Annotated in this window: 8 protein-coding genes and 1 pseudogene; all 9 read left to right on the top strand. The window is 61.0% G+C overall.

Annotated features, from left to right (window positions below; all coding sequences use genetic code 11):
• The first annotated feature begins 45 nt into the window (after positions 1 to 45).
• A complete protein-coding gene (locus FVQ81_04635; GenBank protein ID MBW7995855.1) occupies positions 46 to 429 on the top strand; it encodes a hypothetical protein in 384 nt (127 codons plus the stop codon).
• A 111-nt stretch (positions 430 to 540) separates the two neighbouring features.
• Positions 541 to 681 (top strand): annotated as a pseudogene (locus FVQ81_04630) (hypothetical protein).
• Complete coding sequence (locus tag FVQ81_04625) at positions 659 to 1,087, top strand: pyridoxamine 5'-phosphate oxidase family protein (GenBank protein ID MBW7995854.1); 429 nt, start codon at positions 659 to 661, stop codon at positions 1,085 to 1,087. Before FVQ81_04630 ends, FVQ81_04625 begins: the two are co-directional and overlap by 23 nt.
• Positions 1,084 to 2,094: a hypothetical protein gene (locus FVQ81_04620; GenBank protein ID MBW7995853.1), complete on the top strand. Its 1,011-nt coding sequence runs from the start codon at positions 1,084 to 1,086 to the stop codon at positions 2,092 to 2,094. Before FVQ81_04625 ends, FVQ81_04620 begins: the two co-directional genes overlap by 4 nt.
• A gap of 83 nt (positions 2,095 to 2,177) precedes the next feature.
• Entirely contained in the window at positions 2,178 to 2,870 is a 693-nt protein-coding gene (locus FVQ81_04615) for a ubiquinone/menaquinone biosynthesis methyltransferase (protein ID MBW7995852.1), read from the top strand.
• A gap of 139 nt (positions 2,871 to 3,009) precedes the next feature.
• Positions 3,010 to 3,417 carry a hypothetical protein gene (locus FVQ81_04610; protein ID MBW7995851.1) on the top strand — a complete coding sequence of 136 codons (408 nt, stop codon included), beginning with the start codon at positions 3,010 to 3,012 and terminating at the stop codon, positions 3,415 to 3,417.
• A 347-nt stretch (positions 3,418 to 3,764) separates the two neighbouring features.
• Complete coding sequence (locus FVQ81_04605; protein MBW7995850.1) at positions 3,765 to 5,048, top strand: hypothetical protein; 1,284 nt, start codon at positions 3,765 to 3,767, stop codon at positions 5,046 to 5,048.
• Positions 5,035 to 6,006: a hypothetical protein gene (locus FVQ81_04600; GenBank protein ID MBW7995849.1), complete on the top strand. Its 972-nt coding sequence runs from the start codon at positions 5,035 to 5,037 to the stop codon at positions 6,004 to 6,006. Before FVQ81_04605 ends, FVQ81_04600 begins: the two co-directional genes overlap by 14 nt.
• A 9-nt stretch (positions 6,007 to 6,015) precedes the next feature.
• Positions 6,016 to 7,038: hypothetical protein (locus tag FVQ81_04595; protein ID MBW7995848.1), on the top strand; the 1,023-nt coding region annotated here is incomplete at its 3' end.

Genomic DNA, 7,038 nt, shown 5'->3' with positions numbered 1-7,038 from the left:
GGCAGCGGACGGCAGAGCGAGCATATCCGCCGGATCAAATCGCAGATGGACTGGGAAGTGGCTGTGCTGCGCAACGCGCTCTGGTACGACCGGGGCAGCGAGCTGGAGTTCATGCTGCCCGCCGCGTTCGCCAACGGCGGCTACGTGGACCTGCGGATCTTCAATTTCCCCGGCGTCCCCGGCATTCACGGCCGCTACGATTTTTTCGGCCGGCTGCTGGGCCCCGGACGGTTCGGGGCGGGCCATTATGTCTACCGCTCCTCGCTGCCCGGCCCCGGGGTCGATACGAGAGCGGCAGTATTCAGCGCCTCCGGCGAGGGACCGCTCAAACTCGAGTCCCGTACCCGCCGCCGCAGCGATGAGTACGTGATGGAGGAAAGCCTGGAACTGGAACTGCGGGACCACGCTCCGGGCCGTCTGGCCTGGTGAGCTGGAAAAGATTCCCACTCTGATGCAAGTGCCTGAAGACGCCGGCGGGCGTTTAAGCCATCGGCCTCTCTTCCCCCGCCCGCGCTTGCGTCCCCAAGCGGCGGGAATTAAATTCACGTAACTACAGGTTTCCACTTACCCCTCCATATTTACCGGACAGAAAAATTGCGCCGGGACGAAAGTGAAATCACCGACCGCCGGGAAATCGACCGGATAATCCGGCGGGCCGCTGTCTGCCGCCTGGCTTTCCTCAGCGAGGGCGAACCGTATCTGGTGCCGGTCTGTTTCGGCTACGACGGGGGGGTCGCTCTATTTCCACTGCGCGCCCGATGGCCGCAAGCTGGGCATGCTGAACCACGGCGTCAGGGTCTGTTTCGAACTCGAGGCCGATGTCGGTGTAATTAAAGCGGAAAGCGCCTGCGGCTGGACCATGGCCTACAGCAGCGTTATCGGTTGGGGAACGGCTGTCTTGGTTCGGGACCCGCACCAGCGCAAGGCGGCCCTGGATACGATCATGCGCCAGTACGGTGGTCCCGAGGGTCCTTACAGCGAAAAAGTACTGGGCCGCACGGCAGTAGTCCGGATCGAAATAGAACGAATCAGCGCTAAAAGCAACCATCCCCGTAAACTTGTAAACGAGGCGGACGGCGAGCGATGACACCCCGCGAACGAGTTATCATGGCGCTCAACCACGAGCAGCCCGATGTCACTCCCTGGCATATCACCTTCACGATCCCGGCGCGTGAAAAGCTCTCGGACCTGCTGGGCACCGAGGATCTCGACCGGGCGATAGGCAACCATTTCGCCAAAACCGAGGCCGTGGCCGCCGACACCTGGCAGGAGGTCAGGCCCGATTTCTGGCGCGACGAGTTCGGGGTTATCTGGGACAGGACCCTGGACAAGGATATCGGCAATGTCGATCACGGCGCACTGGTGCTCCCCGAGCCGACTCTGGACGGTTTTGAATTCCCGGACCCGTTCGAGCAGAAACGCTGGGCCGGCTTCGACACGTTCGGCGAGCGGAATCCTGATTTATTCCGGGTCAACGATTTCGGCTTCACCCTGTTCGAGCGGGCCTGGACCCTGAGAGGACTGGAGAACCTGCTGATGGACATGGTCGAGCGCCCGGCGTTTGTCCACGAGCTGCTGGATGCGATCCTGGAGTGGAACCTGAAAATTATCGAGGGCACCGCGCGCTACGATATCGACGCAATCCTGTTCGGCGACGACTGGGGCCAGCAGCACGGCCTGATCATGGGCCCCGAGATGTGGCGTGAGTTTTTCAAGCCCCGCGCCGCGGCCGAGTACAAGGCCTGCAAGGAGGCGGGGATGCACGTGATGATCCACTCCTGCGGCGACGTGAGCGAGATCATGGGCGAGCTGATCGAGATCGGGGTCGAGATGTTCAACCCGTTCCAGCCCGAGGTGATGGATATTGTCGAGATCAAGCGCCGCCACGGGGACAGGATGAGCTTTTTCGGCGGGATGAGCACCCAGCGCACCCTGCCGGGCGCCACCGCCGAAGGGGTGCGCGAAAAAACCCGCTGGCTGTGCGACACTATCGGCCGCGACGGCGGCTACGTGTTCAGCCCGGCCCACGACGTGCCCAAGGACGTCCCGGCCGAGAACATGGCCGCGATGGTGGAGGAACTCAAAAGCCAGTAGCTGCCACGGATCATTGTCACGAGAAAAAATCCGGCGACCGCGGCCAAAGCGGTTGCCGGTTACTTTTTTGGGGATCGACCGGTTTGCCGAAAGCAACTGACGTCCAATCCATGTTCGACAGGATCGCGGGCCGCTACGACTTGCTCAACGCTCTGCTGAGCGGCGGCCGCGACCGCGCCTGGCGGCGCGCGCTCACCCGCGCCGTGGCGGCGCGCAACCCCCGGACCGGTCTCGATCTCTGCTGCGGCACCGGCGCTGTGGCCCTGGAGCTGGCCCGCGGCCTGGAGGGCGGCTGCCGGGTTGTGGCCGCTGATTTCTCCAGCCGGATGTGCGCCGCGGCGGCCGCTAAATTCTCCCGGAGCAAGTTTGCGCTCTCCACCTGCTGCGCCGACGGCCTGGTGCTGCCGTTCAGAGCCGGGCAATTCGATTTCGTTTCGGTAGCCTTCGGCGTGCGCAATTTCGAGGACCTCGCCCGCGGCCTGGGCGAGATCGCACGGGTGCTGCGGCCCGGCGGGACCGTGGCGATCCTGGAATTCGCTCCGCCGGAGGGCAGGTTCCTGCGCGCGCTCTATAAACCATACCTCAGGATCGCCGTGCCGGCAGCCGGCAGGCTGCTCTCGGCAGACAGCGGGGCGTACAGCTACCTCTCCAGCTCGATCCAGTCGTTCCTGCCCCCGGCGCGGATAACCGCCAGCCTGCACGAGGCCGGCTTCCGAGAGCCGTCGGCGAAAAAGCTCACCTTCGGGGTAACTTATCTCTATACCGCCACCCGCTGACCGCCCGGTTGTCTTTTATCCGAACTATCGGCCTTTTTCTCTTTGAGAAAAACTTGCAATTATCTTCCGGAATGCTTATTACAATCTTAGGAGGGGTAATTTCCGGGCCTTTTTCCATAATACGACGGAACGGTGCGAGTTGACCAGGCTGGCTATCTCATTACTGCTATCCGTGTCTGTCCTGCTGGCGATCGGCTGCGGCGACGACGCGGAGGGTCCCCTGCCGTCTGTTCCGCGCGGGATCCCGAACGAGTTTCTGCTCGACCTGCGGCCTGCGGCCGAACCATCGATTGTTAGCGAGATACCGGATTTTTTGCTCGAGGAGCTGATTTACCTGGGCTGGGACGAGCACTCGCCGGTCTACCATAAGTTCGATTCCTCCGGCAACTTGATTATCTCACTCTCCACATCCCTTTTTGATGGGAGGTACGGGCCCCTGCAGCGGGTAATATCCTTCGATGAGGCTGCCCGGCAGCGCGACCAGGACCTGATCGACCTGCTGCACAAACTGCAGTCGCTGGGTGATTCGACAGCGGCCAAGGAATGATCGAACGGACATAATCCGGCCATTTCCCTTCCCTGTCCAGCAGGTGGACCTCTCAAGCTAATCCGCCTTCTTTTCCCGCATTGCAACAATTATCTCCGCCGGTGATACCATTTCCGGTTCACTTCGTTAATCCACTCAGACCGGGATGGTGAAATTAAGCACAATCTGAATTCCGGTGTCGGAAAGGGTATTTTAAATTAATTATCATTCTCATAATATCCAGTCAATCAATAACATAGAAAACTGTTGACAAAGTATTATCAAACTTTTAAAATGTTGCGATGTTGCAACCTACCGGGGCCGGACAAGCCCTCTCCGGCACGATCTCCTTAAGCTAGATTGAACCGATGACCAGGCTTGAACCAAAACTTGCGATTTGCGCCCTGACGGTCTGCCTCCTGCTGCCGTCGCTGAGCCGGGCGATGACTTTCCTCTATACCGGCCAGGCCCGCTCCAGTCTCTACAGCTACGAGCACCTGCACCACGACGACCTCGCTGAATCCGACGAAAACTACCGTTTCTACCAGTACCTGCGCCTCAAGCTCAAGGGCGTGGGCGAAAAGAACTCGGTCAGCTTCAATACCTACATGCGCCTCTCCGACGACCTGAGTGTCGATTACTCCTCCGACCCCAACTGGCGGATGTACAATGCTTATCTGCAGTGGGACACCCGGGGCGGTAAACTGAGCGTGGGCCGCCAGTGGCTGCACCTGGGCCCGGGGAGCATGACGCTGGACGGGGTCAAGCTCGAACTGAGCAAAAGTCCTAAATTCAAGTTCACCGGCTATGTCGGCTCGGAAAGCCCCTTCTCCCGCAAGTTCGACTCCAGAGGCTATGACAGGGCCGGCTCCGGCGGCCTGTATGTCCGCGTGAAGCCTGTCTCCGAACTGACTATCGGAGCGGGCTGGTACCAGAAAAACCGCTACGGTGAAACCGCTTTCCGCGAGTTCGGGGTCAACGCCGACGCCACGTTGCCCAACGGGTTCAAGCTTTACAGCCGCCTGGACTTTAACATGCTGACCGACCAGATCCAGAAAGGCCAGGTCCGGCTGCGCTACCAGGGCCACAAGAAGTTCAACTTCTTCGGCGAGTTCAAACACTACCAGCCGCGCCTGTTCTACCAGAGCTACTACCGCCGGAAGTTCGAGCCGGAGGGCAACAACCAGCTCCGCGGCGGCGTGAATATCTTCCTGAAAAACGAGGTCTCGCTTAACGCCAGCTACTCCTCGATCATGATGGAGGACGAGACCAGCGGCTATCTCACCCTCGGCGCCTCCGGCCCCTACGGCTGGGCCAACTACTACATGGGCCACGGCTTCGGCGGCGACGAGGATGGGTTCGCCCTCGGCGGCAGCCTCCCGCTGGCGCACCACAAGTTCGAGTTGTTCGGCACATTCGATTACTCGCGCTTCCGCTACTACGAGTTGGACAACGAGTCCGACCGCGACTACCTGTTCAGCACTATTTTCGGCATGCACTGGAAACCGAGCGAGGTTGTGGAGGCGGGTATCGAGTTCGAGGATGTCAACAACGACATGTTCGGCAAGGACTGGCGCGTGCTGATCAACCTGAACGTCAATTTCACCAGCGCTTTCAGACACACTACAAGCATGGGCCATGAAAACCACTAAGCGAAAAATAAATCTCGCCTGCACGGCAGTCCTGGCGCTGGCACTGGCGCTCGCAGCCGTGGCGGTATCCTCCACCGGCAGCCAGCCTACGATCATTTTCCCCCATGACATGCATGTGGAAGGGATGGAGCTGGAGTGCGAGACCTGCCACGCCGGAGCCGCCGAAAGCATCTCGGGCACGGACAACCTGATACCCGGCATGGACGTTTGCGAGGCCTGCCACGACATCGAGGATACCGACAACTGCTCCTTGTGCCACCCGGACATGGATAACCTCGATGTTTACTATCGGGTCGAGGACTACAGCCCCCTGTTCAACCACCAGGTGCACATCGAGCAGGAATTCGCCTGCGACCTCTGCCACAAGGGCGTTTCGTCTTCTGCAAGTGCGGCTGATTTGCATCTGCCCGGGATGGGAACTTACCCCGTTATGGACCTCTGCATTGACTGCCACAATGGGATGCGGGCTCCCAATGCGTGTACAACCTGCCACCTTGAGGGACGCGGCAAGATACAGGAGAAGCGCGGTAAAATTCCTGCCGACCACAACTTCTCGCAATGGATCCGCCACCGCCAGCACGGAGACGATGCCAAGATCGACAATGCAGAGAGTTGCATGGCATGCCACCAACGCAGTTGGTGCATGGAGTGTCACCAGGGCGACAACCTGTTTTTCGGCAACCGTCCCCACCCGCCGGGCTACGAATTCAAGCACCCGCTGGACGTCCGCTCAGGCCGCATCGAATGCGCGGCCTGCCACGAGAGCAGGGATTTCTGCGCCGAGTGCCATTTCGAAGAGAATGTCTATCCGCGTTCCCATCAGCGCGGCCTGTGGGCCAGCCGGACCTCCGGCGGCCGTCACGCGATCGAGGCGCGGATCAACCTGGAACAGTGCACGTCCTGCCACGGCGAGGAAACCGGGGCCGACCCGGTCTGCGCGGTCTGCCACGGCGAATAGAGAAGATCAATGACCAAGCGCCTCTACATCTTGTCTGTCATGCCGCTGGCTCTGGCGCTTGCCCTGGCCGGCGGCTGCGCCGAACGTAAGAGCCCCCACGATCCGGCCGGCGATGTCCATCCGGCGGACTGGATGAAATCGACCAGCGAGGATTTCCACGGGCGGAAAATCGCCGCGGTCGGCTTGATCTCGTGCGGGGAATGCCACGGCGAGGACTACCGCGGCGAGGACCACGGCGGCACCTCGTGCTACCAGTGCCACGACGGTCCCAGCGGCCATCCGGAGGGCTACCTCCTCTCTTCCAGTGCCAATTACCACGGTGACGTTGTGGCGACCGAGGGAACCGGGGGATGCACGGAATGCCACGGTGAGGACTACCGCGGTAAGGAACATGGTGGTACGAGTTGTTACTACTGCCACAACGGACCCAGCGGACATCCTAGGGAAGCTGTTTGGCTGAAATACTCCGTTCGTTTTTATGGTGGAGGACATAACCAGGCTACCGTAACTCGTGGGCTGGAAGACTGCGCACGCTGTCACGGTGAGAATTTCAACGGCGGCACCAGCGGCCAGAGCTGCAATACCTGCCATCCATCCGAGAGCGGGCACCCGGCCACCGGTTTTGTTGACAGGGGCAACGCATTCCACGGCGACCGTTACGACACCAATGGTGAAAACTACTGCGCGGCCTGCCACGGAGCGGACCTGAGGGGCGGTTACACCAATGTCACCTGCTGGGATTGCCATAACGGTCCCAGCGGGCACCCCGACGAGGGCTTCCTCGATCCGGCGCACGCCAATTTCCACGGCCTCGAGGCCACGATCCGCGGGCTGGATGAGTGCGCCACCTGCCACGGAGCGGATTTCAGCGGCGGGAACACGGGCAGAAGCTGTTTCGAGTGCCACGACGGCCCCAGCGGCCACCCCGCCGCCGGCTGGCTGCAGAGCGGCCACGAGGACTTCCACGCCGAACGTCTGATCGCCACCGGCCTGAACTACTGCGCCGGCTGCCACGGAGCTGATTTCACCGGG

This window comes from Candidatus Glassbacteria bacterium (genome assembly GCA_019456185.1).
Classification (GTDB): Bacteria; Gemmatimonadota; Glassbacteria; order GWA2-58-10; family GWA2-58-10; genus JAJRTS01.
Note: the sequence above shows the minus strand (reverse complement) of the source record. Positions and strands in the feature narration are given on the sequence as shown.

Bases quoted from the DNA above. Each gene is read 5' to 3' on its own strand.
- FVQ81_04635 (MBW7995855.1), top strand. From the start codon at position 46: ATGGACTGGGAAGTGGCTGTGCTGCGCAACGCGCTCTGGTACGACCGG.
- FVQ81_04620 (MBW7995853.1), top strand. From the start codon at position 1,084: ATGACACCCCGCGAACGAGTTATCATGGCGCTCAACCACGAGCAGCCC.
- FVQ81_04605 (MBW7995850.1), top strand. From the start codon at position 3,765: ATGACCAGGCTTGAACCAAAACTTGCGATTTGCGCCCTGACGGTCTGC.
- FVQ81_04600 (MBW7995849.1), top strand. From the start codon at position 5,035: ATGAAAACCACTAAGCGAAAAATAAATCTCGCCTGCACGGCAGTCCTG.